Source organism: Dyella sp. (assembly GCF_035685885.1).
Lineage (GTDB): Bacteria > Pseudomonadota > Gammaproteobacteria > Xanthomonadales > Rhodanobacteraceae > Dyella.
In genome coordinates this window covers 16,587-42,211 of sequence record NZ_DASRZX010000113.1, presented here as the reverse complement: position 1 = coordinate 42,211, position 25,625 = coordinate 16,587, and the positions used below count along the sequence as shown (strand labels likewise).

The 25,625-nt window shown below is 65.7% G+C and carries 22 protein-coding genes; 11 read left to right on the top strand and 11 right to left on the bottom strand.

Going from position 1 to position 25,625, the window contains the following annotated elements; genetic code table 11:
- Positions 1 to 15 precede the first annotated feature (15 nt).
- From VFG49_RS13385 to pyrH, 5 genes are all read right to left on the bottom strand, one after another.
- Entirely contained in the window at positions 16 to 1,212 is a 1,197-nt protein-coding gene (locus VFG49_RS13385; protein ID WP_324861280.1) for a 1-deoxy-D-xylulose-5-phosphate reductoisomerase, read from the bottom strand.
- The gene (locus tag VFG49_RS13380) at positions 1,209 to 2,027 is read right to left on the bottom strand and encodes a phosphatidate cytidylyltransferase (RefSeq protein ID WP_324861278.1); all 819 of its coding nucleotides are present in this window, start codon (positions 2,025 to 2,027) and stop codon (positions 1,209 to 1,211) included. Before VFG49_RS13380 ends, VFG49_RS13385 begins: the two co-directional genes overlap by 4 nt.
- A gap of 11 nt (positions 2,028 to 2,038) precedes the next feature.
- Entirely contained in the window at positions 2,039 to 2,776 is a 738-nt protein-coding gene (uppS, locus tag VFG49_RS13375) for a polyprenyl diphosphate synthase (RefSeq protein ID WP_324861276.1), read from the bottom strand.
- Between the two features lie 26 nt (positions 2,777 to 2,802).
- Positions 2,803 to 3,360 carry a ribosome recycling factor gene (frr, locus tag VFG49_RS13370; protein ID WP_324861274.1) on the bottom strand — a complete coding sequence of 186 codons (558 nt, stop codon included), beginning with the start codon at positions 3,358 to 3,360 and terminating at the stop codon, positions 2,803 to 2,805.
- 249 nt (positions 3,361 to 3,609) lie between these two features.
- Positions 3,610 to 4,332 carry a UMP kinase gene (gene pyrH, locus VFG49_RS13365; RefSeq protein ID WP_324861272.1) on the bottom strand — a complete coding sequence of 241 codons (723 nt, stop codon included), beginning with the start codon at positions 4,330 to 4,332 and terminating at the stop codon, positions 3,610 to 3,612.
- Between the two features lie 121 nt (positions 4,333 to 4,453).
- On the opposite strand from pyrH, the gene VFG49_RS13360 reads away from it, so the two are divergent.
- The gene (locus VFG49_RS13360) at positions 4,454 to 5,050 is read left to right on the top strand and encodes a hypothetical protein (protein WP_324861270.1); all 597 of its coding nucleotides are present in this window, start codon (positions 4,454 to 4,456) and stop codon (positions 5,048 to 5,050) included.
- Positions 5,051 to 5,111: 61 nt separating this feature from the next.
- On the opposite strand, the gene tsf is transcribed toward VFG49_RS13360, so the two are convergent.
- On the bottom strand, positions 5,112 to 5,990 hold the full coding sequence (gene tsf / locus VFG49_RS13355; RefSeq protein ID WP_324861268.1) for a translation elongation factor Ts: 879 nt from the start codon (positions 5,988 to 5,990) through the stop codon (positions 5,112 to 5,114).
- A 60-nt stretch (positions 5,991 to 6,050) separates the two neighbouring features.
- A complete protein-coding gene (gene rpsB / locus VFG49_RS13350) occupies positions 6,051 to 6,944 on the bottom strand; it encodes a 30S ribosomal protein S2 (protein ID WP_324861266.1) in 894 nt (297 codons plus the stop codon).
- A 333-nt stretch (positions 6,945 to 7,277) separates the two neighbouring features.
- On the opposite strand from rpsB, the gene map reads away from it, so the two are divergent.
- From map to VFG49_RS13310, 8 genes are all read left to right on the top strand, one after another.
- Positions 7,278 to 8,045 carry a type I methionyl aminopeptidase gene (map, locus tag VFG49_RS13345; protein ID WP_324861264.1) on the top strand — a complete coding sequence of 256 codons (768 nt, stop codon included), beginning with the start codon at positions 7,278 to 7,280 and terminating at the stop codon, positions 8,043 to 8,045.
- A 606-nt stretch (positions 8,046 to 8,651) separates the two neighbouring features.
- Complete coding sequence (gene glnD, locus VFG49_RS13340; protein ID WP_324861404.1) at positions 8,652 to 11,300, top strand: [protein-PII] uridylyltransferase; 2,649 nt, start codon at positions 8,652 to 8,654, stop codon at positions 11,298 to 11,300.
- A gap of 131 nt (positions 11,301 to 11,431) precedes the next feature.
- Positions 11,432 to 12,259, top strand: a complete 828-nt coding sequence (gene dapD / locus VFG49_RS13335; protein WP_324861262.1) for a 2,3,4,5-tetrahydropyridine-2,6-dicarboxylate N-succinyltransferase — start codon at positions 11,432 to 11,434, stop codon at positions 12,257 to 12,259.
- The gene (locus VFG49_RS13330) at positions 12,256 to 12,612 is read left to right on the top strand and encodes a Spx/MgsR family RNA polymerase-binding regulatory protein (protein WP_324861260.1); all 357 of its coding nucleotides are present in this window, start codon (positions 12,256 to 12,258) and stop codon (positions 12,610 to 12,612) included. Before dapD ends, VFG49_RS13330 begins: the two co-directional genes overlap by 4 nt.
- Before the next feature lie 16 nt (positions 12,613 to 12,628).
- Positions 12,629 to 13,123: a DUF2165 domain-containing protein gene (locus tag VFG49_RS13325; RefSeq protein WP_324861401.1), complete on the top strand. Its 495-nt coding sequence runs from the start codon at positions 12,629 to 12,631 to the stop codon at positions 13,121 to 13,123.
- 16 nt (positions 13,124 to 13,139) lie between these two features.
- Complete coding sequence (locus VFG49_RS13320) at positions 13,140 to 14,201, top strand: VIT1/CCC1 transporter family protein (RefSeq protein ID WP_324861258.1); 1,062 nt, start codon at positions 13,140 to 13,142, stop codon at positions 14,199 to 14,201.
- 48 nt (positions 14,202 to 14,249) lie between these two features.
- On the top strand, positions 14,250 to 15,383 hold the full coding sequence (gene dapE / locus VFG49_RS13315) for a succinyl-diaminopimelate desuccinylase (RefSeq protein WP_324861256.1): 1,134 nt from the start codon (positions 14,250 to 14,252) through the stop codon (positions 15,381 to 15,383).
- An 83-nt stretch (positions 15,384 to 15,466) separates the two neighbouring features.
- Positions 15,467 to 17,104 carry a M20/M25/M40 family metallo-hydrolase gene (locus tag VFG49_RS13310; protein ID WP_324861254.1) on the top strand — a complete coding sequence of 546 codons (1,638 nt, stop codon included), beginning with the start codon at positions 15,467 to 15,469 and terminating at the stop codon, positions 17,102 to 17,104.
- A 79-nt stretch (positions 17,105 to 17,183) separates the two neighbouring features.
- On the opposite strand, the gene VFG49_RS13305 is transcribed toward VFG49_RS13310, so the two are convergent.
- From VFG49_RS13305 to VFG49_RS13295, 3 genes are all read right to left on the bottom strand, one after another.
- A complete protein-coding gene (locus VFG49_RS13305) occupies positions 17,184 to 18,308 on the bottom strand; it encodes a hypothetical protein (protein WP_324861252.1) in 1,125 nt (374 codons plus the stop codon).
- Between the two features lie 121 nt (positions 18,309 to 18,429).
- Entirely contained in the window at positions 18,430 to 20,847 is a 2,418-nt protein-coding gene (locus VFG49_RS13300) for a penicillin acylase family protein (RefSeq protein WP_324861250.1), read from the bottom strand.
- Between the two features lie 64 nt (positions 20,848 to 20,911).
- Complete coding sequence (locus VFG49_RS13295) at positions 20,912 to 21,727, bottom strand: phosphodiester glycosidase family protein (protein ID WP_324861248.1); 816 nt, start codon at positions 21,725 to 21,727, stop codon at positions 20,912 to 20,914.
- 88 nt (positions 21,728 to 21,815) lie between these two features.
- Here VFG49_RS13295 and VFG49_RS13290 point away from each other — a divergent pair, with 88 nt between their 5' ends.
- Positions 21,816 to 22,304: an 8-oxo-dGTP diphosphatase gene (locus VFG49_RS13290; RefSeq protein WP_324861246.1), complete on the top strand. Its 489-nt coding sequence runs from the start codon at positions 21,816 to 21,818 to the stop codon at positions 22,302 to 22,304.
- A complete protein-coding gene (locus VFG49_RS13285) occupies positions 22,301 to 22,702 on the top strand; it encodes an NUDIX domain-containing protein (protein WP_324861244.1) in 402 nt (133 codons plus the stop codon). The genes VFG49_RS13290 and VFG49_RS13285 overlap by 4 nt, the downstream gene beginning before the upstream one ends.
- A gap of 600 nt (positions 22,703 to 23,302) precedes the next feature.
- On the opposite strand, the gene VFG49_RS13280 is transcribed toward VFG49_RS13285, so the two are convergent.
- Positions 23,303 to 25,387, bottom strand: coding sequence for an FUSC family protein (locus VFG49_RS13280; protein ID WP_324861242.1), 2,085 nt, complete (start codon positions 25,385 to 25,387; stop codon positions 23,303 to 23,305).
- Between the last annotated feature and the right edge of the window lie 238 nt (positions 25,388 to 25,625).

The following is a 25,625-nucleotide window of genomic DNA, read 5'->3' as shown; positions in this document are numbered from 1 at the left end:
AGCTTATCAGGCTTGTCAGCACGCGTTACGAAGAATACGGCGGGCGGCTTGGCGGGCTGCCCGGTCGCGTTCATTCAGGGTCTGCACATCGACCACGGCTTGCGCCGGCAGTTCCGTAAGCACGCTCTCGACGAGGTCCGCGATGCCCAGGAATGGCAGTCCTCCGGCCAGGAATGCCTCAACGGCTACCTCATTGGCAGCATTGAGGATGGCAGGCGCATCGCCACCTGCGCGCAGCGCCTGGAATGCCAGGGCCAGGCAGCGGAATGTGGCGAGATCGGGCTGTTCGAACGCCAGCGGCGCGCAAGCTGCGAGATCCAGCGGCGAGACGCCCGCTTCCACGCGCGCCGGCCACGCCAGGGCGTGGGCGATGGCCGTGCGCATGTCCGGGTTGCCCAGTTGCGCAAGCACTGAGCCGTCGACGTATTCCACCAGCGAATGCACGAGGCTCTGCGGATGAACGAGGACCTCGATGGCATCCGGGCTGGCGCCAAACAGGTGGTGCGCCTCGATCACCTCGAGACCTTTGTTCATCAACGTAGCCGAATCGACCGAAATCTTGCGGCCCATTATCCAGTTCGGGTGCTTGCATGCCTGTTCCGGCGTCACGCCCGCCAGCTCCGCGCGGCTGCGGCCCCGGAACGGACCGCCAGAGGCGGTGAGTATCAGCCGGCGCACGCCGCTGGAAGCCAGGTTGGGGCGGCCGCCCGGCAGGCACTGGAAGATCGCGTTGTGCTCTGAATCCACCGGGACCAGTTCGCCGCCGCCGGCCGCGAGGGCCTCCAGCAGCAACGGGCCGGCCATCACGATGGATTCCTTGTTGGCCAGCAGCAGGCGCTTGCCGGTCCGCGCAGCGGCCAGCGTGGAATCGAGCCCCGCCGCGCCAACGATGGCCGCCACCACGGTGTCGCACAGCGAGCCGGAGACGGCGTGGGTGATCGCCTCGTGGCCGCTGGCTATGTCACAACGAACGCCCGCGGCGAGCAGTCGACGGGCGAGTTCACCCTCGAGCGTCGGATCGGCGATCACCGCCAGGTCGGGACGATGGCGGATGCACAGATCCGCCAGCGCCGCCACATTGCTGTGCGCGGTAAGCACGCTGGCACGGAAGCGATCCGGATGCCTCGCGATGACGTCGAGCGTGCTGCCGCCAATGGACCCGGTAGCCCCGAGCACGGCGACGCGACGTGGCAATGCCGTACTGCTGTTCATAGGCCCAGCAGCAATTTGCCGACGGCGAAGACGGGGAGGGCGGCAAACACGCTGTCGAGACGATCAAGCAGGCCGCCGTGGCCCGGAAACAGGTTGCCCGAGTCCTTCACCGCGGCATGGCGCTTCATGAGGCTTTCCAGCAGGTCGCCCACGATGGAAGCCACCACGGTTAGCAGCGAGAGCACCAACAGGCCCACCAGGCGGCCACCTTCGATACCCAGCAGCAGGCCGCCAACCACGGCCACGAGTGCACCGGCCGCGAAGGCACCATAGACGCCCGCCCAGGTCTTGCCGGGGCTGATGGTGGGAGCGAGCTTGCGGCGGCCAAACTGGCGTCCGCTGAAATAGGCACCGATGTCGGCGGCCCAGACGATGAACAAGGCCAGCAGGGTCCACCAGTGGCCGTGTTCACCCGAGCCATGGATCGACACGGCCGCCACCCAGGCCGGCACGATGACCAGCAGGCCCGCGCCCAGCTTGAAGAAGAGGTTCTCCCGCGTGGGCGCGGCGGCAAACGCGAAATGGCGCAGCCATTGACCCGCCAGCACCCACCACACCACGCCGATCGCCATCACCGACGTCCACCAGGCAGTGCCGCGTGCGCACCAGCACAGGGCGAACAGCAGGGCGGTCAGCACCAGCAGCGCGATGCGCGGCGGCGTCGGCTTGAGGCCCGACAGGCGCGTCCATTCCCACATGGCCGCAAGAAACGCGACCACGACCACCGGCGCAAACACCCAGGTGGGGGCGAGCAGGATCAGCCCGATCACCAGGGGAGCCAGCACCAGGGCGGTGAGGGTGCGCTGTAGCAGCATGCGGTTCCTTGTTATCCCTTGCGGGCGACTTGGTCGCCGGTCTTGCCGAAACGGCGTTCCCGGCGGGCGTAGTCCTCGATCGCCTGTTTGAGGCAGGTTTCGTCGAAGTCGGGCCACAGGGTATCGGTGAAATGCAGTTCAGCGTAAGCCAGCTGCCACAGCAGGAAGTTACTTACCCGGCATTCGCCGCCGGTGCGGATGAACAGGTCGAGCGGCGGCAGCTCGGCAAGGCACATCCAGTGTCCCAGCAGCTTTTCGTCGATTTCCTCGGCGCGAAGCTCGCCGCGTGCCACGGATTCGGCTGCCTTGCGTGCGGCCTGCACGATGTCCCAGCGGCCGCCGTAGTTCACGGCGATGTTCAACTGGAGGGCTTCGTTGCCCGCCGTGCGGTTCATGGCGCCCAGCATGCGCTGGCGCAGGCCAACCTCGAAGGCGCTGAGGTCACCCACGAAACGCAGTCGCACGCCGTTGGAATGCAGTTCGTCCACTTCTCTGTCGAGAGCGCGGACGAACAGCTCCATCAGTGCACCGACTTCGTCTTCTGGGCGCTTCCAGTTCTCGCTGGAGAACGCGAAGAGAGTGAGCACCTTGACGCCTTGGCGCAGGCAGGCCTCGACCACGCTGCGTACGGCCTTGCGGCCTGCGTTGTGGCCGAACGTGCGTGGCCGGTGGCGGAGTTTTGCCCAGCGGCCATTGCCATCCATCACGATGGCAATGTGGCGCGGTATTCGCGCGGAATCGCTGGTCATAAGGACAGGCTCTCGACCGATGGCGCTCAGAGCGCCATCAGCTCCTCTTCCTTGTTCTTCACGACGGCATCGACGTCCTTCACGAAGCGATCGGTGAGCTTCTGGATCTCGTCTTCGGCCTTGCGCTCGTCGTCTTCGGTGATCAGCTTTTCCTTGAGCTGATCCTTCACCTGCTGCATGGCATCGCGGCGCACGTTGCGGATGGCGATCTTGGCTTCCTCGCCTTCATGCGCCACGTGCTTGGCCAGCTCGCGGCGACGCTCCTCGGTGAGCGGCGGCATGTTGAGGCGGATCACGGTGCCGGCGGTGGTCGGCGTGATGCCGACGTCGGAGGCCATGATGGCCTTTTCGATCGGAGCAACCAGGCTCTTCTCGAAGGGGGTGATCAGGATCGAGCGGGAATCGCCCAGCGCGACGGTGGCCACCTGGTTCAGCGGCATGTCGGAGCCGTAGTACGGCACCTTGATGCCATCGACCAGCGCGGTGCTGGCGCGGCCCGTACGCAGACGCGTCAGCGTGTGCTTGAGGGAGTCGATGCTCTTGCCCATGCGGGTCTGGGCATCGTTCTTGATGTCGTTGAGCATGGGTACACCCCTTGAACCGTGCAAGCCGTCGAGTATAGCAGGGGGCCGCAGGGCGTTGGGTTATCGAGGGAGAGGGGCGGGTAGCGGGGACGCTGAAACCCAGCCCAAAGGAACGACAGGAGCAGCAGCGGCGCTTCTTGCGCACCGCTCGACTAGCCGCGGCAGCCGGTTTTGGCGTTGACGCTACCCATCGCCCAATTCAGGACTAACCCACGAAGCGCCGCCATCGCTGGCGTTGCCCGCAAGCACTCAGTTGTCGCAGACGATGGTGCCGATCGATTCGCCCGCCATGATCCGCATGAGGTTGCCCGCCACGGTCATGTCGTAGATGCGCAGCGGCATGCCGTGGTCGCGGCACAGCGCAATGGCCGCAGTGTCCATCACGGCCAGCTTGCGTTCGATCACCTGGTCGTAGGTGAGCGTGTCGTAGCGGGTGGCATCGGCATGGCGGGCCGGATCGGCGGTATAGACGCCGTCGACCTTGGTGGCTTTCAGCAGCAGGTCGGCACCCACTTCCACCGCGCGCAGCGCCGCAGCGGAGTCGGTGGTGAAGAACGGGTTGCCGGTGCCGGCTGCGAACAGCACGATGCGGCCCTTTTCGATGTGCCGGATCGCGCGGCGACGGATGAAGTCCTCGGCCACGTCGTGGATCTGGATGGCGCTCATCACGCGGGCGTAGCCGCCACGGCGCTCGATGGCGTCCTGCATGGCCAGGGCGTTCATTACGGTGGCCAGCATGCCCATGTGGTCGCCAGTGACGCGATCCATGCCTGCAGCCGCAAGGCCGGCGCCGCGGAAGATGTTGCCGCCGCCGATGACCACGCCGATCTGGATGCCGGCCTTCTGTACTTCGATGATTTCGTCGGCGAGGCGGCCGATCACCTTGGGATCGATGCCGTAGTCGGCTTCGCCCATCAGTGCTTCACCGGAGAGTTTGAGCAGGATGCGACGAAACTTAAGAGGTGCGCTCATGGGGTCTCCGGATTGTGTGATGCAAACCGCCGCATTGTAGCGAGAGCGACGCATGCCTGTAAGACTTCCGCGGCCTTGCAGTTAGCATCGGGTGTATTTCCATGGGGCAGGGAGGCTGGGCATGGGCTGGCGCACGCATTACTTCGGCACCGAGAATCCGACGCGGGGGCACCGTATCGCGATCCACAGCATCATCGCGGTACTGACGCTGGTGGCCTATGGGTACTGGAACGACTTCATTCCGGAGGAGCGGTGGTCCTGGTGGGGCCTGTATGCGTCAGCCGTCGCCGCCGCCATGCTGACCGGATGGCTGATGTGGCTGGGCATCAGTCGACGCAACCCGGGATTTACGGGCAATGTGGTGGCGCTCGCGGCGCTCGCGGCGCTCTCGCCGCTGATGTTTGTAGCCTTGGGCGGCTTTCTGTGGATGGCGCTGGTGCACGGCGTGGCCGGTGCGTACACGAGATTGCTTGGGACGAGGGAGGTGGAGGTTGCCACGGTCCGTCTGGAGTACAGGTACGGACGCGAGTGCCATTACCAGGCCAGGGGGCGGCGGTTGGACTACGCGCTGCCCGGCCATCTATGCGTCCGTTCGTTGTACTACGATTCGCTTCCCGGGCATCTGGTCGACGTGGAGCTTCACGGCCAGCGCAGCGTGTTCGGATTCAACGTCTCGGGCGTGCGCCACCGCGCCGATCTCGGTGCGGGCAGCCGTTGAGCGGGCAACAAAAAAAGCCGCGGTTTCCCGCGGCTTTTTTGGCATTGCATGAAGCGGGTGCTTAGACCTGCATCGCCTTGGCGACTTCGGCCAGGTAGTCTTCCTGCACCTTCTCGATGCCTTCGCCAACAGCCAGGCGAACCACGGCCACGACGTCCGCGCCTTCCTTCTTCAGCGCGTCGCCGACGGTGACGTTGGTGTCCAGCACGTACGGCTGGCCGACCAGGGTCACTTCCGAGACGATCTTGTTGATCTTGCCGGAGATGATCTTTTCCAGGATGTCGGCCGGCTTGGCCTTGTCCTTCTCGGTCATCTGGCTAAGCGCGATTTCCTTTTCCTTCGCGATGAACTCGGCCGGGACGTGCTCCGGCTTGACGTGCGGCGGGTTCATGGCCGCCACGTGCATGGCGATGCCCTTGGCCAGCTCTTCCGAGCCGCCCTTGAGTGCCACGATCACGCCGATCTTGCCGCCGTGCGAGTAGGTGGCCAGCGGGCCATCATTCGCGATGCGGGCAACGCGGCGCACTTCGATCTTCTCGCCGATGGTGGCGGTCTGGGTCTTGGCGGCGGACTCGACGTTGTCGGCGCCCGGGAAAGCGGCGGCCTTGGCGGCGTCGATGTCGGCAGCGCCGGAAGCCAGCACGGCCTCGGCGACTTCGTTGGTGAACTGCACGAAGTTCGGCGCCTTGGCGACGAAGTCGGTCTCGCTGTTCACTTCGACCAGCACGGCCTGGCCGTTGGCCTGGGCGGTGGCGACGCGGCCTTCGGCGGCCACGCGGTCAGCCTTCTTGTCGGCCTTGGCCAGGCCGGTCTTGCGCAGGTATTCGATCGCGGCGTCGATGTCGCCGTTGTTCTCGACCAGCGCCTTCTTGCAATCCATCATGCCGGCGCCGGAGCGCTCGCGCAGTTCGCTAACCAGTTTTGCGGAAATAGCAGTCATCTGGGTTCCTCAAAAGCTTTGATGCGCCCCGACCCCCTTGCGGGCCGGGGCAAGTAAGGCTTACTCGCCGTCCGACGGGGTCTCGTCGTTGCGGCCGCCGCGGCCACCGCGACCACCGTCACGACGCGGCGCGCCAGCACCCTTCTTGGCCGGGCCGCGATTGTTGCGGTCGTCACGGCGCGGGGCAGCCTTGCGCTCTTCCCTGGCAACCGGGTTGCCTTCCTCGTCGAGCTCGACGAACTCGTTGGCGTCGCCCTGGGCAGCAGCCGGAGCGGCAGCCTTGCCTTCGAGGATGGCGTCAGCGGCGGCGCGGGCGTACAGCTGGATGGCGCGGATGGCGTCGTCGTTGCCCGGGATGGCGTAATCGACCAGTTCCGGGTTGTAGTTGGTGTCGACCACGGCGATGACCGGGATGCCGAGCTTCTTGGCTTCCTGCACGGCGATGTCTTCATGACCGATGTCGATGATGAAGAGGGCGTCCGGCAGGCGGTTCATGTCCTTGATGCCGCCCAGCGAGTTCACGAGCTTGTCGCGCTCACGGCGGCGGGCCAGCACTTCGTGCTTGACCAGCTTCTCGAAGCTGCCGTCGGTCTCGGCGGCTTCCAGCTCCTTGAGGCGGGCCACGGACTGCTTGACGGTGCGGAAGTTGGTCAGCATGCCACCGAGCCAGCGGGCGGTGACGAACGGCATGCCGGCGCGTGCGGCTTCTTCGGCCAGCGGCTCGCGGGCCGAGCGCTTGGTGCCGACGAACAGCACGGTGCCGCGCTTCTGCGCGATGCCCGACAGGAAGTTCATCGCGTCGGTGAAGAGCGGCAGGGTCTTCTCGAGGTTGATGATGTGGATCTTGCCGCGGGCGCCAAAGATGTACGGGGCCATCTTCGGATTCCAGTAACGGGTCTGGTGACCGAAATGGACGCCAGCTTCGAGCATCTGGCGCATGGTGACTTGAGCCATGGTGTAACTCCGATTTTCAAGGGTCGGTTGACGACCCGGGGGTTGGGACCTCCACGCATCCCCGACTTCGACCCCGGCAACCCGTATGATGTGGAGGGTTGGCCAAGGCACCCCGAAGGCGGTGCCGATGCGTGTGTGGCGTTTGAGTGTCCAATCAAGGACTTGTGGGGCTTGTACCGCAACGCGGTTACAATCTCCCTCGCTTTGCGACTACCGCTTGTGCGTGTGAAAACGGACAGGTCGGGTCAGCAAAACTTCGAAATTGTAGCCGGTACGCCGGCAGCGCGGCAAGTTGCTGGATTTTTAGGCAATTGCCGCCATGTGAGTAGAACTATGGCAGTCACCCTGAAAACCCCTGAAGACATCCAGTCCATGCGCGAGGCCGGCAAACTGGCCGCCGAAGTGCTGGCCATGCTCAAAGAGCACGTGAAGCCCGGCGTTACCACCGAGGACCTGGACCGGCTGGCCTACGAGCACATCACCAAGGTGCAGAAGGCCATTCCCGCCAATGTGGGCTACAACGGCTTCCCCAAGACGCTGTGTACATCGGTCAACCATGTCATCTGCCATGGCATTCCGACCCCGGCCAAAGTGCTCAAGGATGGCGACATCATCAACCTCGATGTCACCGTGATCCGCGACGGCTGGCATGGCGATACCAGTCGCATGTACTTCGTCGGCACCCCGTCGGTGCTGGCCAAGCGCCTGGTGGATACCACCTACGAGGCGATGATGCGCGGCATCGAGTCGGTGCGTCCTGGCGCCACCCTGGGCGATGTCGGCGCGGCGATCCAGAAGCACGCGGAAGCCGCCGGCTTCTCGGTGGTGCGCGAGTATTGCGGCCACGGCATCGGCAAGGTCTACCACGACGAGCCGCAGGTGCTTCACTACGGCCGCTCCGGCACGGGCCTGGAGCTGAAGAAGGGCATGACCTTCACGGTCGAGCCGATGATCAATGCCGGCAAGCCGCAGACCAAGCAATTGCCGGATGGCTGGACGGTGGTCACGAAGGACCATTCGTTGTCGGCGCAGTGGGAGCACACCATCGCAGTGACCGATGACGGGTTTGAGATTTTGACGCCTTGGCCGGACGCGGCGTGAGGTGGATGAGAAAGGGTCGCTTCGGCGGCCCTTTTTTTGGCCTGTCGCAGGGACTGATGTCGCGCCATTCCATTGTAGGAGCGCACCCTGTGCGCGATGGCCTTTCGCCTCAGTCCTTCCTACCGTCATTCCTGCATAGGCAGGACAAGCGCGAAGCGCGCAGAACGCCCGTAGGGCGGCCCCGAAGGGGCGAGCGTAGCGATCATCCAGTGACCTTGCTCTTAGTTCTTTGATTTTGCGCTACGGCCAGCGTGCCGCCTACGACCGAAGGAAGTCCCCGTGGGACGCAGCGGGCGTTTCGACGTCCTGCCGGCGACGCGCAAGTTAGTCCCGCGGGACCGCCGAGTTACTTTTCTCTTGCTGCTCCAAAGAACGTAACCACCGAGATGGCAATGTCACGGTGGAGAGGGTGAGGGGCTTGCGTGGCACCCACGGTCTTTTTGGCGGGCTCGCTGAAGCGCTGCCCGAAGGCCGTCGGTGAAAAAGTCTTGCGTGGACCACGAATGGAGCGCTCGCCACCCCATTCCAGCGAATTCGCAAATCCATGACTGCTTCTCCGCGCCATGCATGGCAGACTTGCTGCATTGCCACACGCGTCTGCTGACCATGCCTGTCGCCCCGATCGTGCTGCCTCCCTTGCCACGCCTGCCAACGGCGGTGCCGCGTTCGGGCGTGTCGAGTGATGCTCGTCGGGCATTGCGTCAATTGCTGGGCGATGTGGATCGCGCGCTTGCCACGGCGTTCCGTGATGGCGCGGATGCCAGCGCCCTGGCACATCGGCGCAGCGAGTCGGTGCAGCGCATCGTGGTCCATGTGTGGGTGGCTTGCCTGGGCGAAGTCAGCGATGCCGCACTGTTTGCCGTGGGTGGCTTTGGCCGCGGTCTGCTGTTTCCGCATTCCGATGTCGATCTGCTCGCGCTGGTCGGTCCTTCCGAGCCGGCGCGATTGCGCGCTTTGGAGCAATGCTTCGCCACGTTTTGGGACATCGGCCTGAAGGTCGGCCACGCGGTGCGCGATCTCCCGCAATGCCGGGCGCTCGCCGGGCAGGACGCCAGCGTGTTTACCAGTCTGCTCGATGCACGGCGGCTGGTCGGCGATGCCGCCATGGAGGAAGGACTTAACGCGATCGTCAACGATCCGGCATTGTGGCCTCCGGCGCAGTATCTGGCCGTGCGTTTGTCCGAGCGCGACGCGCGCCACGCGCGCTTCAACGACACGGCGTACAACCTGGAGCCCAACCTGAAGGATGGTCCGGGCGGATTGCGCACGCTCGATGCGCTGCGCTGGCTGGGCCGGCGGCTGGCGCATGCGGATGATTTCGACGACATGGTTGCCGAGGGGCTGCTCGATCCGGCGGAGAAGGACACGCTGGAACAGTCGGAAGTCACTCTGCGTCGCTATCGGTTCGCGCTGCATTTGGAAGCCGGGCGCGCGGAGGAGCGACTGCTGTTCGACTACCAGCGCGCGCTGGCGGCCAGCCTGGGTTTCCAGGACGAGCACGAAAAGAACCTCGGCGTCGAGCAATTCATGCAGGGCTACTACCGCGCGGCCAGCCAGGTGGAGCGCCTGGGCGTGCAGATTGTCGAACGCTTCGAGGAGATGCTGGAGCCGCCGACGGATCCGCAGCCCGTGGGTGAGGACTTCATTCGCTACGGCCGACGCATCGCCGTGCGCGATCCGGATCTCTTCATGCGCCGTCCCGCAGCCTTGGTCGAGGCATTCATCGCACGCTTGGGCGAGCCTGGCATCACCGGATTTACTGCGGAAACGATGCGTCGCATGCATCAGGCATCCGCCGTGCTTGAGCGTGCGCTTGCCGATGATCCGGAGGTGCTGGCGGCTTTCCTGCGCTTGCTCCGCCTCGGTGCGCCGGCCGTGGAGGCGATGTGGCGCATGAATCGCCACGGCCTGCTGGCGGCCATCTTGCCGGCCTTCGGCAAGGTCTTCGGGCGCATGCAGTACGACCTGTTCCATGTCTACACCGTGGACGAGCACACGCTGCGCGTGCTGCGCAACGTGGCGCGTTTTGCCGATCCTTCCGCCGCATCGGAATTTCCCATCGCCTGCGAGATCTGGCCGACGCTGCCCAAGCCCGAATTGTTGCTGCTTGCCGCGTTGTTCCACGATATCGCCAAGGGGCGTGGCGGCGATCATTCGGTGCTGGGCGAGGAGGAGGCCATCGCCTTCGGGAGCCGGCTGGGCCTGCCCGAGGAAGATACCCAGTTGGTGGCGTGGCTGGTGCGCTGGCACCTGTTGATGAGCACCACGGCGCAGCGCCAGGACATCACGGATCCCGATGTGGTCCAGCGTTTTTCCGAGGTCGTGGGCAGTGGCGAGCGCCTGGATCTTCTGTACCTGCTGACCATCGCCGACATCATCGGCACCAGCCCCAAGTTGTGGAACGGCTGGAAGGACCGACTGCTCGCGGACCTCTATACGTCCACGCGCTACGCCTTGCGCAGTGAGGAAGACCTGCCGTCGGATGCCGCGGCACGCGTGCAGGGTTGCAAGGAGCAGGCGCTGGCCAGGCTGGAGGCGGACGGCTATATGGCCGATGCGAGCGCGCGCGTGTGGCGTGCCTTTCCCGAGCAGAGTTTCCTGCGCCACCATCCCGAGCAGATCGCCTGGCAGACAGCTGCCATCCTGGACGCCAAAGGCGCGACGCCACTGGTGGCGGTGCATCCGCAATCCGTGCGCGGCACGACGGAATTGTTCGTCTACACACCTGATCGCGATGGCCTGTTCGCCGCCGTGGCCATCATGCTCGACCGCTTGCACTTCTCCGTGATGGAGGCGCGCATCCTCAGTTCCTCCACCGGCATGGCGCTGGATACCTTCCTGCTGCTGGAATCGGACTCGCAGCAGCCCGCATCGGCGGAGCGCGCCGAAGAACTGAAACAGCGCCTGCACCGTGCCTTGTCACAACCCGGGCACGTACACCAGCCGTCGCGACGCAGCATGTCGCGCCACCTCAAGCACTTCCAGGCCGCGCCAAAAATCGCCTTCAGCACGGTGGGTGGCCGCACGCGGCTTGCGCTGGTGTGCAGCGATCGGCCCGGACTGCTGGCCGCGGTGGCGCAGGTGATGTTCGAGTCGGGTGTGCGCGTCCACGATGCGCGTATCGCCACGTTCGGCGAGCGCGTGGAGGATTTCTTCCTGGTCACCGATCGCCACGATGCTCCGTTGAGCATCGATCAGCAGGACAGGTTGCTGCACGCGTTGCTGGACCGCCTGGGGACGAGCCGCGCCGCGTGATCGGTCACCCGCTGGATTCAGGCTAAGGCCGCGTGAAGTCGTGCCATTTCTCGCCTGGTGCAGCGCAGTGCGTTACGGCGACCCCGCCGCTGCGTTAGCATTCGCGGGTATTCATCCAGTCTGCGAAACCCATGCAAAGCATCGAGTCCCTCATCGAGGACGCCTTCGAGCGTCGCAACGAACTGACCCAAGCGGAAGTGGAGACGCATCTGCGTCCCGCAGTCGAGCAGGTCATCAATCTGCTGGAAACCGGCGAGCGTCGCGTAGCCGAGCCTGATGGCAACGGCGGCTGGACGGTGAACCAGTGGATCAAGAAAGCGGTGCTGCTGTATTTCCGCATCAACGGTAACCGCGTCGTCGACGGTGGCCCCGCACTGGCTTTCGACAAGGTGCCGCTGCGTTTCGCGCATGGCAACGATGCGGAGCTGGAAGGCCTGGGCGCACGCGTGGTGCCGGGTGCGCTGGTGCGCCGTGGCGCGCACGTGGCGAAAGACGCGGTGCTGATGCCGAGCTACGTGAACATCGGCGCATACGTGGGCGCGGGCACCATGGTCGACACCTGGGCCACGGTGGGCTCGTGCGCGCAGATCGGCGCAGGCGTGCATCTTTCCGGCGGCGTGGGCATTGGCGGCGTGCTGGAACCGTTGCAGGCCAACCCGACCATCATCGAAGACAACTGCTTCGTCGGCGCGCGTTCGGAAGTGGTCGAAGGCGTGATCGTGGAGAAAGGCAGCGTGATCGGCATGGGCGTGTTCCTGGGCCAGTCCACGCGCATCTACAACCGCGCCACCGGCGAGGTCAGTTACGGCCGCGTGCCTGCAGGCAGCGTGGTCGTCGCCGGTAGCCTGCCGTCGAAGGACGGCACGCACAGCCTGTACGCCGCGATCATCGTCAAGCAGGTGGACGAGAAGACGCGCAGCAAGACCGGCATCAACGAGCTGCTCCGGAGCGCTGAATGAGCGCCACTCTCTACGGGCTCACCACCTGCGATACCTGCCGCAAGGCGCGCAATTGGCTCGACCGTTTCGAGGTGCCGTACACCTTCGTCGATTACCGCGCCAATTCCGTACCGGCAGCCACGTTGAAGACGTGGGCGCAGCAACTCGGCGGTTGGGAGAAGCTGGTCAACAAGTCCTCGACCACGTGGCGCAGCCTGCTGCCGCAGCGCAAGAACCCGGGCAGCGACCCGGAGTGGACCCTGTTGCTGAAGGAATATCCGGCGCTGGTGCGCCGTCCGGTGGTGCTGCAGGACGATGGTTCGGTGAGCGTCGGCTTTACCGACAACGGCTTCAAGAAGTTGTTCGGGCGTTGAGGCTGCGCGCCCCGTGATGGTGCGTCTGTCCCGGATCCTGCTGATGGCGGCCATCGCGCTGTGGCTCGCGCTGGTCGCCTTCGGCAATCTCACCGATTACGACAGCAACTGGCCGTTCGTGCAGCATGTGCTGGCAATGGATACCATTTTTCCGGGCGCGGGCATCCATTACCGCGCCATCCACGCGCCTTGGCTGCAACGCACGGCGTACGCACTGATCATTGCCACCGAAATGTTGGCCGCGGTGCTGTGCGGGCTCGGCGCGTGGCGGCTGTGGAGCGAGAGGGCCGCCAGTGGCGCGGCATTCCACCGGGCCAAGCGCGTGAGCGTGCTTGGCCTTACCGTGGGCGTGGTGCTGTGGCTGGGCGGCTTCATCGCCGTCGGCGGCGAATGGTTCGGCATGTGGATGTCCACGCAATGGAACGGATTGGAAAGCGCATTCCGTTTCGTGGTGGTGTTGCTGTTTGCGCTGGTCTGCCTGGGGCAGCGCGACGGCGAGCTGGACGAATGAGTCACGTGGAGGCGGCATGACCACTCATCGCGCGCAGCGCTATCGCATCAACCTGCGCATCGAGCGCGACAACGCGGCGCTTTACGGCCGGCTGGCGGAAGTGACCGGCAACGAACGATTGGCGCGCGCTTACCGGCGCATTGCCGAGATCGAGCACACGAACGCCGGCTTCTGGGAGGCGCGCCTGCGCGAAGCAGGTCATGAGGTTCCGCCGCTGCGCGTGAGCTTGCGGGTCAAGGCGTTGGGTTGGCTGGCATCGCGCTTCGGCACCGAATTCGTGATGCCCACCGTGGTGCGCATGGAACATGCGGATCACGTGTCGACACCGGTGGATCGCCAGGGCCAGCGCAACCACTTCGCCGACGACACGCTGCCGATGCCGCACGGCCGGCACGGCGCGCAGAGCGGCAACACGCTGCGCGCCGCCGTGCTCGGTGCCAACGATGGCCTGGTCTCCAACAGCAGCCTGGTGATGGGCATGGCCGGCGCGGCCACCGGCGATCACGCCATTTTGCTGGCGGGTCTTGCCGGGCTCGTTGCCGGTGCCTGTTCGATGGCGCTGGGCGAATGGCTGTCGGTGAACAGTTCGCGCGAGTTCTACCAGGCGCAGATCACCGAGCGAGCCGAACGCCTGGCCGTGGCGCCCGAGGATGGCATGCAGTATCTCGCCCGGACGTATCGCGAAAAGGGGCTGGAGCCGCAGGCCGCCGACGCGCTGGCACGCCACCTGCTGACCACGCCGCGTGCTGCGCTGGACACCATGGTGCGCGAAGACCTTGGCGTGGACCCGGGCGATCTCGGCGGTTCGGCGTGGAGCGCATCGATTTCCTCGTTCTGCCTGTTCGCCTTCGGCGCGCTGTTTCCGGTGGCGCCGTACTTCGTGACGGGTGGCTCCCAGGCGATCGTCGCCAGCATCGGGTCCACCTTCATCGGCCTGACCCTGATTGCGCTGGGTACCTCGCTGTTCACCGGACGCAGCTTGTGGTTCTCCATCGCGCGCCAGGTAGGCATCACGCTGGCGGCCAGTGCCATCACCTATCTGGTCGGCCATTTGCTGGGCACCGCCATCGCAGGCTGACCGTGGCTGTGCTTGCTATGCTGACCGCCCCGTTCCTGTCCTGCCGCCATGTCCGACGTACTCGATCTCGCCATTGACCTGATCCGCCGCCGCTCGGTGACGCCCGACGATGCGGGATGCCAGTCCCACCTGGCGGAGCGCCTTTCGCGTGCGGGTTTCAAGTGCGCATCGTTGCGCTACGGCGAGGTAGACAACCTCTGGGCGACGCACGGCTCGGGCGGCCCGACCCTGATCTTCCTCGGCCATACCGACGTGGTGCCGACAGGACCTGTCGACGTATGGCAGAGCGATCCGTTCGAACCCACCCTTCGCGATGGACGTCTATACGGCCGTGGCGCCGCTGACATGAAAGGCTCGGTGGCAGCCATGGTGGTGGCGCTGGAGCAGTTTGTGGCCGAGCACCCCGATCATCGCGGACGCGTCGGCCTGTTGCTGACCAGCGACGAGGAAGGTCCGGACAATCTCGATGGCGTGCGTCGCGTGGCGCAGCATTTCCGCGACACGGGCGAGCGCATCGACTGGTGCGTGGTGGGCGAACCCTCCTCGAAGGAGCGCCTTGGCGACCTGATTCGCGTCGGGCGCCGTGGCTCGCTTTCCGGCACGTTGACGGTGCGTGGCGTGCAGGGGCACGTGGCGTATCCGGAAAAGGCGCTGAACCCGATCCATGCGTTTGCGCCGGCGCTGGCCGAACTGGCGGCGCAGCGATGGGACGAGGGCAACCAGGATTTTCCGCCCACCTCGTTCCAGGTCTCCAACCTCAACGCGGGGACCGGCGCCAACAATGTCATCCCGGGCACGCTCACCGCGCTGATCAATTTCCGCTACAGCACGGCCAGTCGCGCCGAAGACCTGCGCGCGCGCACGGAGGTCATCCTTGCCCGGCATGGCCTTGACTGGCACATCGACTGGTCGCTGTCGGGCGAGCCATTCCTTACGCCTCCGGGTGGCGCGGTGCGCGAGGCGGTCATCGCCGCGTGCCGCGAGCTGTGCGGCATCTCGCCGGAAGAAAGCACCGGTGGTGGCACATCCGATGGCCGCTTCATCGCGCCCCTGGGCGTGGAGGTCGTCGAGCTCGGTCCGGTCAATGCCACCATCCACAAGGTGGATGAGTGCGTGTCCGTGGACGATCTTGAGCAGTTGCCATCGCTGTATCAGGCCATCTGCAAAAAGCTACTGGCCTGACGGCAGGTTTGCCCCCGCGCGTGAAGGCGTGGCAACCTCGGGCGTGCACCAGACACCATGAAGTCCGCCCGACGGGAGCCCCCATGTCTCGTACGTTGCTCGCCACCGCGCTTGCCGCGGTTGTTTCCCTGAGTGCCTTCGCCGCGACGCCGTCACGTGAGCAGGCCGGCCTGGCGCAGATTCGCGAAGCGGACCTGCGCGCCGACATCGGTTTTCTCGCTTCCGATCCGCTCGAAGGGCGCTTGTCGCTGCAACCCGGCGATGACGTTGCCGTGCAATGGATCGCCTCGGAATTCGCCAAGGCGGGGCTCAAGCCGGCGGCCACCGATGCCCAGGGCAAGCCCACCTTCCTGCAGGCGGTGCCGCTGGTGGAATATCGCCCGGACGCAAAGGCCACGCGCTTGACGCTGAAGCTGCAGGGCAAGAGCGTGGAATGGAAGGATCCCGAAGTGGCCGGCTCGTTCTCGCAGGACGTCGATGTCGATGCGCCACTGGTGTTTGCGGGCTACGGCATCACCGCACCGGAGCTTGGCTATGACGACTATGCCGGCCTCGACGCCAAGGGCAAGGTCGTGGTGGTGTTCGACCACGAGCCGCAGGAAAAGATTGCAAACTCCACGTTCAATGGCACCGGCAATACGCGTTACGCCACCACCTACGTGAAGGTGCTCAACGCACAGGAGCACGGCGCCGTTGCCGTGCTGGTGGCGCCCGAACCGTCGCACAACCATCCATCGGCGCAGGAAATCCGCACGCGCATCGGCCACCACGCCGAGCATGCCGACAACCCCATTCCGGCCCAGGCGCTTGCCGACAACCCTCTGCATATTCCCAGCATGGTGATTTCCGCGGCGGTCTCCGCTCAGCTGCTGGCACCGACAAGCAACACGCCGGCCGCGCTGCAAAATGCCATCGATCAGGACTTGAAGCCGCGCTCGCAGGCGCTCGCCGAATCGAGCGTGAGCCTGCACCTGAAAAACAGCTCGCGGCGTGAAGCCACCACGTGGAACGTGGTGGGCATGGTGGAAGGCAGCGACCCGAAGCTATTGGCGGAAACCATCATCATCAGCGGGCATCACGATCATGACGGCGAAAGCGGCGGCAAGATCTGGCATGGCGCGGACGACAACGCCTCGGGCACGGTAGGCGTGGTGACGCTGGCACGCGCCTTCGCCGCCAATCCGGCCAAGCCCCGGCGTTCGGTGCTGTTTGCGGTATTCGCCGCCGAAGAGCGTGGGTTGCTCGGCGCGTATTACCTCGCGGCGCATCCGCTGCGTCCGCTCGACACCACGCGCGCCATGATCAACTTCGACATGATCGGCCGCGACGAGCAGCCCAGCCAGCAGACCGACGGCCTCATCGACGTGCCAGCCGATACCACCAATCGCCTCAATCTGATCGGCGCGGCCTACAGTCCCGATTACCAGCGCACGGTGGCGAAGCAGAACGAGCAGGTCGGCCTGGTGCTGGACGATCGCTTCGACCACGAGTACGCGCTGAACGTGTTCTTCCGCTCCGACCAGTTCCCGTTCGTGCTGCACAACGTGCCGGCTTTCTGGTGGTTCACCGGCTTCCATCCGGACTATCACCACCCCAGCGACACGGCGGACAAGATCGACTATCCGAAGATGGCGAAGATTCTGAAGCTCGCTTATCTCAGCGCCTGGCAGTTCGCCGACGAGGCAACACCGCCGCGGTTCGTGGCGCATCCGGGGCGCTAAGAATCTCCGAGTTGCTTGGGCGTTCCCGTGCAGGGGAACCATACGCATGGTTCTCCTGCACGAGCGGTTACGGCGCTGATCACGAGCCCGTGAGATAGGGACCGATCATTGGCTTGTCGTCACCCAGGACCGACATGACATCGCCATTGGGCTGGAGATAGTCCAGCCGCCGGGGTGTTTCGCTGGACGCCGTCGATGTGCCATCGGTGGACGCCACGCCGACATTGTCGTGCTGCCCGCTGAAAGTCAGCGCCAGCATCCTGCCGACCTCCAGGCCACCATCGCGCAAGGCCTGGCGAAGGGCGGCAGCGTCATGGTCGCCCCATCGCCTTGCATATTCGTAGCCCAGTTGGTTGCGGCTCCACTTCGCAGTCCTGGCTTCGGCCAGGTTCTTCTTGTGTTGTTCCTGCTTGGCGACCACGGCGCGACGCTGCTTGATCGCAACGGTGTCGTAGAGCCCCTGTTTGTTGAGCCGGTCGATTTCGGCGTTGATGGCAGCCTGGTCCCAGCGTGCATTTTCGTCGGCAATCATGCGCTCGGTGTCGGCGGGCACCTTGTCGGGGACATGCAACGCCGCGGATTGGAAGACCAGCACATTGTGGAAGGCTGGTTTGCGCCGCCAGCGGTCGGAGGTGTCGCCCGGGGCCTGCCGGAACAGTTCGACGTCGGCCACCACCACTACATGCGAGAAGTCCGTGCTCAATGCATAGCGGGCGTGCAATACCAGCCACGCCTTCATGTCCGGTGACGGCGCAAGTTCCTTGTCGTCAGACACGACGTGCGTGCTGCCTCCGCTGAGCCAGGCAACGTTTCCGCTCGACTCCAGTATCGCCTGCTGCAACTGCTGCTCCAGGCCCATGCTCCTGGTGGCTTCGCGCAAGCCCGCAATATGCGTTTCGGCGAAGTTGTGGCTGTCGGCTTTTGCCGTGGCGGAGACAATCGCCATGCCCAACGCATTGCCCACAGAGGTGACGCCGATCGCTTTCCAGCTCATGGGCTGGGTGGTTGTCGCGCTTGGAGGCAGCGGCCCTTCCACGCCCGCGTAGAGCGCTTCGATCGTGGGCTGGTTCATCGCGAGAAACAGCGGTGTCTGCTGAAGCTCAGCGACATACGTCGAATTGGCGACGTCGGCAGCGTGAGTGGGCGAGGACAGTGTGATGGCGCCAGCAGCGCACAGGCCTGCCAGCAATCTTCGGTGATGCATCTGGAATTCCCCCGATTATGGGAGGGGACGCAAACGCTCGCATTCGGCATGCAGGTCCGGCGCTGGCGACGTCCCCCCGGCGTCACCAGCGCTTGTTGCGAAAACCGTGATGCCTACGCTGTCATCGTTCCGGCAACAGCGTAAGCGTGTGCTGGTCCGGACCCGGCAGCAGCGGCGTCGGGCGGCCGTTGACCCAGTCTTCCTCGCCGGCGCCGTGATACGGCGACAGCGGATGGCCGCTCTGGCCGCCAGGCATGTGCAGGATGCTTTGGGCTTCGTGCCCGGGCATGGCGTCGATGCGCTCGGAAGAGCCGAAGCCGGGTGACACCACGCGCGGCATGTTGTGATCGCCGGCCACGGGTTCGTCGGGCATGTCGAGGAAGCGCCCGATGAAGGACGGCAGGGCACGCGACAGCGGATTGCGGATGGCAGTGCGGTTGTATTCGCCCCAGGTGCGCGCCGCCAGCCCGCCGGGCTGCTTGCCCAGCTCGTCGACCACCTGGTGCGCGGCTGCGTTGAGCAGGGCGTTCCAGTTGTCGTACTTCGGATCGAGCAGGTGATCGGGGCGATCGCGCAGCAAGGCCCACACGGCGGCTTCGGCGTCGATCATGCCGGGCCACGCGAAATCATCGTGCTTGGCCTTCACCTGTGCGACGAACGGCGCGAGCACGGCTTCCTTCACCTTGTCGCGGAATTCGCGCACCAGGCGATAGTCCACGCTTTCGGGCGCGGCGCGGCCTGTCCAGGTGGCGGTGAGCTGGCGCAGTTGTTCCAGTTCCGGATCGCTGGTGCCGGCCAGGGTGTCCTGTAGCAGGCGCTGCCAACGCGTGAGCAGCACGGCGCGATTGTCCAGTTGGACGTCCAGCATGTTGCCGGCCGTGAAGCTGTTGCGTGCGCGCAGGTCGTCGCGGATCTGCTGCGCACGCGCGCCGAGGTCGTGCCCACCGTTGCCAAGCAGTTCCAGCTCGGCGCCGTCCACCGTGCGGTTGTTGGCCGTCCACAGGCGGCCATCGGCCGGATCCTCGACACGCGGATACTGCGCGGCATCGGCACAGCCGAGCCAACCGGTGTCGGGCGTCGACCAATCCGCCGGCAGTTGCGGGTCGAAACCCTTGCGCAGCGGAATGCAGTTGCCGGTGACGGTCCAGCCGATGTGGCCGGCACTGTCGCCGGCCAGCAGGTTCTGCGGCGGCATGCCCATGGTGGCGGCGAGGTCCAGCGCGGCGTGCGCGCTGGTGGCATGTTCAAGCTGCATCACGCCGAGGTTGTAGCCGCGGGCGCGATCGCCGACCCAGGCCAGCGCCAGCGGCGTGCCGTCGATGTCCTTGCCCATGATCGGGCCCCAGCGCGTCACTTCCACCTTCAGCGTGTGGCTGGGTGCGTCCTTGATGCGGATGACTTCGTCGTGCATCTCGATGCTGGCCCAGCCCTCGGGCACCTTGTAGCGGCTGGCGTCGTTCGGATCGCGCTGCACGCGTACCCAGTCCAGCCAGTCGCCGTAGCTGTTGGTGAAGCCCCATGCCACCTGGCCGTTGGAGCCGACCACCAGCGCCGGCGTGCCCGGCAGGGTGACGCCGTTGGCGTCGCGCTGGCCGTTGGGCGCGGTGGGGTCGGCGTAGCGCAGGCGCGCGCGGAACCAGATGTTGGGTACGCGCAGACCCAGGTGCATGTCGTTGGAAACGATGGCCGCGCCGCTTTCGGTCAGGCTGCCGGCCACGGCGAAGTTGTTGCTGCCCGGACGCTCCGCATCGAGCGCGGGAAGCAGGGCGGCGGTGAGCGCGGTGTTGTCGGTGCTCGTCACCGGTTGCTGCTGGCGCAGGTTGTAGTCACCCGCCGCCGGAATCACTGGCGGACGCGAGAGGTCGCCCTTGAGCGGCGCCTCCCAGTCCGGATCGGGCGACAGCAGGAAGTTGGCCACCGAGGCGGGCAACGCGGAGCGCAGCTCGGCGATGTGCAGCTCGCGGTCGTTGCGGCCGTCGCCGTTGAGGTCCAGGTACATCGCGGCGATCACCAGGAAGCCATCTTCCGGACGCCATGCCTGGGGCTTGGTGCCGAGCAGCAGGTATTCCCAGGGCTTCACGTGCAGGTCGGCAAGGCCGGCGTTGACGCCCTTGGCGTACAGGTCCAGCGTGTGCTTCTGTTCCGGCGGCAGCGCGGCATAGGCCGCTTCGGCCACGCTGCGCAATCGATGGCGGCGATGGTTGAGGTCGGTATCCAGCGCCTTGGCGCCCACCAGTTCCGACAGTTCGCCCGCGGGCAGGCGGCGCATCAGGTCCATGGCGAAGAAGCGCTCCTGGCCGTGCTCATAGCCCAGGGCGTAGGTGACGTCATCACGGGTCTTGCCCGTGATGGTGGTGGTGCCCAGCGCATCGCGCGTGATGGACACGGCGTCGCTTAGCCCGGCCAGGCGTGCTTCGCCGTCGAGGCGCGCACGGCTGCCGGCCAGCAGGAACCAGCCTGCGGCGAACAGGACGACGATCAGCACGAGCAGGGTGCCCAGCAGATAACGAAGCCAGCGGAAGCGTCGGGGTTGAGTCATGGCGCGTGCAGTTCGGTCCGGATGATGGGTTGAAAGAAACGGGCCGGCACGCGGGTGCCGGCTTTCAGGGCGTCGGTTGGGCAAACACCGCGAAGATGCCGGCGTAAGGCTTGACCATGAACGTGGGGGCACCGGCGTAGCCTTCGCCGTCCACGTAGAACTGCGAGATGGTGCCGTCCAGGTACAGCGCATCGTGGCAGCCCAGCTGTTCCTTGAACAGACGGGCGAACGTATGGAAGTTGACCGGCGCTTCGCTTACGGCGAACACCACCTGGTGCGAGGTCCTTGCGCACACGCCGCTGCGCCACTTGAGGCTGTTGGAATCGTCGATGAACTGGTCGTTGAGCTTGCCGTCGATCACCAGCATCGGGCCGGACTGGCTGGCCCATTGCACGGGCCTGGCTTCGGCCTTGAAGGCCGCGCTGGTGCGCACCGCGGCGTGACCGTCCGGGTAGACCGCGAACACCCCGTTGGGCAGCAGCGAGAAATTGCCCGACGCGGGATTGCCATGGGCCAGGTTGAGCGGCACCACCGTGCGGCCGTTCTCCACGTAAAGGCCCAGCGGTGCGTACTGGCGGTCGTAGATGCCCGCGTTGGCGGCAAACAGCATCCGGCGCCCGTGCGACAGGCCCCACTGGCGCAGCGAATTGATGGTGCCGAACGGCTCGCCGCTTTCCGGTTCCTTCCAGTGCAGGCTAAGCGACTCGCGCTTGAGGTCGATGCTCACCACGCGGAAGTTCTGGTTTTCGAACACGATCTCCCGCCCGTCCACGGCGCGTGCCTGCTGGTCGCAGCCGGTCAGGCCAGCCAACAGCGCGAGCGTTGGCAGCAGGACCCAGGCGAAGTGGCGGGGCGGACGTCGTACGCGGGACGTAGGCATGCCCCCGATGGTCGCCGGGCAGACGCGATCGACGCAAGTCCGGGCACCGCATGTTTTAGACTTGACGTTTTCCCCGGTAGCGCCACCCATGCTCTACACACCCATCGTCGCCACGCTCGGTTACGTGCTTTCGCCCGATCGGAAACAGGTGCTGATGATCCATCGCAACGCCCGTCCTGATGACATGCACCTGGGCAAATACAACGGCCTGGGCGGCAAGATGGAGCCGGGCGAGGACATCGCCGCGTGCATGCGCCGCGAGATAGCCGAGGAAGCCGGCATCACCTGCGAGTCCATGTCGTTGCGCGGCACCCTCAACTGGCCCGGTTTCGGCAAGCACGGCGAAGACTGGCTGGGCTTCATCTTCGTGATCGACCGCTTCAGCGGCACGCCGCATGAGGGCAATCACGAAGGCACCCTGGAATGGGTGCCGCTGGATCGCCTGATGGACCTGCCGATGTGGGAAGGCGACCGCCACTTCCTGCCGCTGGTGTTCGACAACGATCCGCGTCCGTTCCACGGCGTCATGCCGTACAAGGACGGACGCATGCAGTCCTGGGCGTTTTCGCGGTTGTGAGCGGCTTGATCCGCATCGTCGCCGCCGTGATCCGCGACCCGCAGGGCCGGGTGCTGATGGTGCGCAAGCATGGCGCTGCGGTGCTGCAGCAGCCCGGAGGAAAACGCGATGCGGAAGACCGCGACGACCTGCACACACTCGAGCGCGAGCTGCGCGAAGAACTCGGTTGCGTGATGCATCGCGAGGGCGCGCGCTGGCTGGGACGCTTCAGCGCACCTGCCGCCAACGAGACGGGTTTCGTCGTGGAGGCGGAAGTCTACGAAGTGCACGCCGATGGGCCGTTCATGGCACAGGCGGAGATCGAGGAAGTGCGATGGGTTGATCCGGCGGCGCTGGATGGGCTGGCCATCGCGAGGTTGAGCAGGGAGCAGATTTTGCCGGTATTGGTGGGCGAATAGACGCTTGCCGTCTGGTGAAAGCGCTTGCCTCTTTTCCGCGAGATCATCTTTCGGTGCGTGGCCCCGAGCGTCACTTCAACTGTCGGCCGATAAGTCGACAGGTGAGGTCGCTCACAGGGTGCGCTCCCACAGAATTGCATTGAGTCGCGAGGGCTTCACACGACGATGAGCCGCGTAGCGGCTCGAGCATGTATCGGGCCCCTATGGCCCGAGCGGTCGGGAGGCGGAATAGCCCGAAGGGTGGCCGGCATGGATGCCGGCCAGTGGATCGTCAGGGCAGGACGCCCTGTCGATCCCCCCGTCTCCCGGCCGCGCCCCCGTAGGGGCGGGACATCGGGGGCGCTTTTCTCTTGGCATTGCCACCTTCACGGTGGTGACTTCTCTTTGGCGAGACAAAGAGAAGTTACCCGCTCGCCGGCAGGCGAGTGGAAGCCCGCGGCAGGCGAGCACGTTTACGAAATGATCAGATGAGCCGTGAAGGTCTTCGTCGACAGAATTGGCCTCATCACGGCTCGCACGAAGTTCACTGGTTGCGCACTCGCGACTCCAGCAACCGCTCCCTCGTACAGCGGCCGCACGCGCCAAGTAGCGAAGACCAAATCACGCCGTCGCCGCGGACCTGTTCCGATTGCGCCCGGTGATATGCGCCAGCGTATTCACGTTGTCCACCAACCGATCACTGATGCGCGCGAGCAAATCGGCCGCCTGGCGATCCTCGGCCATGTTGAGCAACGCGGCGTACGTGCGTTGCAGGCCGCGCAGGTCGGGCAGGGCTTCGGGTACGCGTTGCGTGCGCAAGGCGGAGGCTACTTCGTGCAGGGCGGTGGATGCATGGTCGACGAAGGCGCACATCTCGGCCGTTTCCGGCAGGCTGTCGTGATCGTCGATGAGTGCCTCCAGCGTCATCGCCGTGCGCGCCAGGCGGTTGCCGTTGGCGAACAACGCGGCAGCCAGTTCCAGCAGCGCGTGCGGCGTGCCCGGTTCGGCACGCATGCGATCGAGCGATGCCTGTGCGTTGCTGCGCGCGGTGCGTGCCGCGGTCCGTGTTTCGCGGCGCACGTCCGCACGTTCGGGGTGCGCGAGTGCATGCAGGTAGTCGGCGTAGGCATCCAGCATGTCCGACAGCGCGGCGCGGGCGCGACCGCGTTCCCATGTAGGCCACAGAAAATAGGCCAGCAGCGCCATGCCGCTGCCAAGCGCGGTGTTGATCACGCGATCCAGCACCGCGTCGCTGGAATTGACGCCCTCGAAGGAAAGCAGGATCACCACGGTGCCGGTGAGCGCTGCCACGGCAATGCCGTAATGCGCGGTGGCGAGATAGCGAAACGCCATGCAGAGCACCGCCATCAGCGCCAGGTGCGCCCACACTTCATGCGGCGCGAAATGCAGCAGCGCCGTGGTAAGCACGAGACCAAGCACGGTGCCGACCACGCGCAGCAGTCCGAAGTTGAAAGTGGCGGCAAAGTCGGGGCGCAGCACGATGGCGGCGGTCATCGGCAGCCAGTAGCCGTGGGGCAACGCCAGTTCGCGCGCGACGAACAGCGTGGCCGTAAGCGTGATCGCGCTGCGTACCGCGTGGCGGAAGGCCACCGAATGTGGCGTCAGGTTGGCGCGCAGCGTGGCGCGCGTGGAACTGCTGCGCAATGCGGCGGGCAGCGGCGTTTCGTCCGCTGCAGCCCGCAGTTCGCCGCGGCTGCCGGCCCAGTTGGCGTTGCGCACGGCAGCGGCCAGCTGGCCCGACAAGGCGTGGATGTGCGTGGCCAGCCCGTCGGCCTGGCCGCCGTCGCCGAGCAAGGCGTTTTCGCTGGCCTGCAGCGTCTGCAACGCGCGTTCGGCCTGTTGCGGTGGCTCGCCCGCTTCCAGTGCGTCGGCAATGGCGGCGAGCACGCGCGCGGCGTCGCCGCGGAACATGGCGTGGATGGATGCGTTGGCGCGCAGCTCGGCCATCGCGGTGAGTTCGAGGCGGATGCGCTCGGCCAGTTCCAGCAGCACACCGAAGGCTTCCATCGCGCGACCGCGCGCATGGTGACGGCCCAGCAGCGTGTGCTGCAGCGTGGTCATTGCATCCGTCAACGCGGGTACGTCGGCATCGTCGTGCGCCTGCTGCCGTGCCAGCGCGGAGAGACCGCGGTACACGTCGGCCAGGGCGTGGCGCTCGGGGCGATAGCGCTGCAGGGGCCATGCGGCGACCGAGAACATGGTCAGCAGCAGGCCGCCGGCGAAGATCAGGCTGGCCGCGCCGATGGCTTCCGGCAAGGGCCTTGGCGTGGCGGCCGTCACCACCAGCAGGATCATGCTGGTCATGCCCACGCGGGTCATGTCGGTGCCGAATACCACCAGCAGGCCGCCGCAAAAGCCGAACGCCGCCGTGGCGATCAGGATGGGAATGAGCTGGTCGCCGATGAGGAATCCCAGCAGCGAAGCGAGGCCGGCGGCGAGCGAGGCGAGCAGCAGCCGCGCCATGCGTTGCCGATACGGCCCCGGCTGATCGGAGAACATCGTGTCCAGCGCGCCGGCACCGATGCCGAGCCCGATGCCCGGATGGCCGCTGGCGACGCCGATGGCGAGCGGCAGGATTACCGCGGCGGTGTTGCGGAACACGACACGGGCGGGCACGTCGGGCCGCTTGGCGGTCAGCAGGCTGTCGACCACCGTGGCGCGCAGGGAGTAACCGCTGGAAGACATGACGCGTCGTTCGCTCCTAAACGAGGTGGTCATTCTGCCTCAGGGTGCCTGAAACGAATGCGACGACGGCGAGATGATTTGGCTTTTGGGTGGCGACCTTTGGGTAGCTACGACGTGGCCGGCTTCAGCACGTTGTAGGTGCGGTGCTCACAGGGTGCGCCCCCACAAGGAAAAGGTCGAAAGGGCGGCGCTTGTGTGCCCTGTGTGGGAGCCCACCCTGTGGGCGACCATGGCGTGG

Coding starts and splice junctions, on each gene's coding strand:
- VFG49_RS13360 (WP_324861270.1), top strand. CDS start 4,454: ATGGGCTGGCGCACGCATTACTTCGGCACCGAGAATCCGACGCGGGGG.
- map (WP_324861264.1), top strand. CDS start 7,278: ATGGCAGTCACCCTGAAAACCCCTGAAGACATCCAGTCCATGCGCGAG.
- frr (WP_324861274.1), bottom strand. CDS start 3,360: ATGCTCAACGACATCAAGAACGATGCCCAGACCCGCATGGGCAAGAGC.
- VFG49_RS13295 (WP_324861248.1), bottom strand. CDS start 21,727: ATGCCTACGTCCCGCGTACGACGTCCGCCCCGCCACTTCGCCTGGGTC.
- VFG49_RS13380 (WP_324861278.1), bottom strand. CDS start 2,027: ATGCTGCTACAGCGCACCCTCACCGCCCTGGTGCTGGCTCCCCTGGTG.
- VFG49_RS13330 (WP_324861260.1), top strand. CDS start 12,256: ATGAGCGCCACTCTCTACGGGCTCACCACCTGCGATACCTGCCGCAAG.
- tsf (WP_324861268.1), bottom strand. CDS start 5,990: ATGACTGCTATTTCCGCAAAACTGGTTAGCGAACTGCGCGAGCGCTCC.
- VFG49_RS13320 (WP_324861258.1), top strand. CDS start 13,140: ATGACCACTCATCGCGCGCAGCGCTATCGCATCAACCTGCGCATCGAG.
- dapD (WP_324861262.1), top strand. CDS start 11,432: ATGCAAAGCATCGAGTCCCTCATCGAGGACGCCTTCGAGCGTCGCAAC.
- pyrH (WP_324861272.1), bottom strand. CDS start 4,332: ATGAGCGCACCTCTTAAGTTTCGTCGCATCCTGCTCAAACTCTCCGGT.
- VFG49_RS13290 (WP_324861246.1), top strand. CDS start 21,816: ATGCTCTACACACCCATCGTCGCCACGCTCGGTTACGTGCTTTCGCCC.
- uppS (WP_324861276.1), bottom strand. CDS start 2,776: ATGACCAGCGATTCCGCGCGAATACCGCGCCACATTGCCATCGTGATG.
- VFG49_RS13310 (WP_324861254.1), top strand. CDS start 15,467: ATGTCTCGTACGTTGCTCGCCACCGCGCTTGCCGCGGTTGTTTCCCTG.
- VFG49_RS13305 (WP_324861252.1), bottom strand. CDS start 18,308: ATGCATCACCGAAGATTGCTGGCAGGCCTGTGCGCTGCTGGCGCCATC.
- VFG49_RS13280 (WP_324861242.1), bottom strand. CDS start 25,387: ATGTCTTCCAGCGGTTACTCCCTGCGCGCCACGGTGGTCGACAGCCTG.
- VFG49_RS13325 (WP_324861401.1), top strand. CDS start 12,629: ATGGTGCGTCTGTCCCGGATCCTGCTGATGGCGGCCATCGCGCTGTGG.
- VFG49_RS13300 (WP_324861250.1), bottom strand. CDS start 20,847: ATGACTCAACCCCGACGCTTCCGCTGGCTTCGTTATCTGCTGGGCACC.
- glnD (WP_324861404.1), top strand. CDS start 8,652: ATGCCTGTCGCCCCGATCGTGCTGCCTCCCTTGCCACGCCTGCCAACG.
- dapE (WP_324861256.1), top strand. CDS start 14,250: ATGTCCGACGTACTCGATCTCGCCATTGACCTGATCCGCCGCCGCTCG.
- rpsB (WP_324861266.1), bottom strand. CDS start 6,944: ATGGCTCAAGTCACCATGCGCCAGATGCTCGAAGCTGGCGTCCATTTC.
- VFG49_RS13385 (WP_324861280.1), bottom strand. CDS start 1,212: ATGAACAGCAGTACGGCATTGCCACGTCGCGTCGCCGTGCTCGGGGCT.